Below are 1,209 nucleotides of genomic sequence, written 5' to 3' on the forward strand. Positions count from 1 at the left end.
TCCACGGTGTTCGATGACGCGGTGGCCACCCAGGACACGGTCACCCAGCTGATCTCGGCCATCCGCCGGGTGATCCGCGAGGTGCCCGGCGCCGATCAGGTCGCCGCCGCGCACTTGACCGCGCACGACTACGCCGATCCGGGCAAGCCGAGGATCGCCTGGGACGACGAGGCCGCCCGTGCCGCACTGGTCGACGCGCTGGTGATCGACGCGCTCAACCTGCTGGGGCGCCTGCCCGAGCAGGAACTGGGCGAGCGGGCCGCGAACGCGGTCGGCCTGCTGGCCCTGATCGCCGGCCAGGACGTGGAACCCGCCGAGGACTCCGACGGGCGCGACGGCCGCTGGCGCATCGCCCGGCGCACGGTCCCAGGCCGCGTGGTGTCCACCGTCGATCCCGAGGCCAGGCACATCCACAAGAACCGCACCCGGCATCAGGAAGGCTTCAAGGGCCACGTCGCCGTCGAGCCGGAGACCGGCCTGTTCACCGAGGTCGCCCTTGCCCCGGGCTGCGGCCCCGCCAACCATGAGGCGAAGATCGCCGAGGACCTCCTCGCCGACGAGGACGAGCCCTGCGAGGTGCTCGGCGACTCCGCCTACGGCACCGCCGACCTGCGTGAACACCTCGAACAACAGGGCCACGACGCCGTCCTCAAGCCCCCGCCGCTGCGCCCGGCCACACCCGGCGGCTTCACCAGCGACAACTTCCCCATCGACACCGAAAACAGCCAGGTCACCTGCCCCGCCGGGCACACCGTCCCCCTCGGCAAGCCCCTCAAGGGAGGCTTTCGCCAAGCCCAGTTCAAGAAGCTGTGCACCGGCTGCCCGCTGCGCGAACGCTGCACCACCTCCAAGACCGGCCGGGTACTGCAAGTCCACCCCCAGCACCAGCGCCTGGCCGACGCCCGCTCCCAGGCCGCCGACCCCGCCTGGAAAGACGCCTACCGCCGCTGGCGGCCACCCGTCGAACGCGGCATCGCCTGGCTGACCGCCAAAGGCAACCGCAGACTGCGCTACGTCGGCACCCTCAAGAACGACACCTGGCTCCGCAACCGAGCCGCCGCCCTCAACCTCCGCCGACTGGTCAACCTCGGCCTCGAACCCGCCGCCGACGGCACCTGGACCCTGACTCCGGCCACACCATGAAGCACGGAGGGCGGCCCCGCCACCAGCGGAACCACCCTCACAGCAAGATTTTCAGTGATCTTCTAG

Annotated in this window: 1 protein-coding gene; it reads left to right on the forward strand. The window is 71.1% G+C overall.

Annotated features, from left to right (window positions below; all coding sequences use genetic code 11):
• The coding region (locus ACWDA7_RS53115; protein WP_450615449.1) for a transposase at positions 1 to 1,143 on the forward strand (1,143 nt) is incomplete at its 5' end.
• Positions 1,144 to 1,209 lie beyond the last annotated feature (66 nt).

Source organism: Streptomyces sp. NPDC001156, from assembly GCF_053598275.1.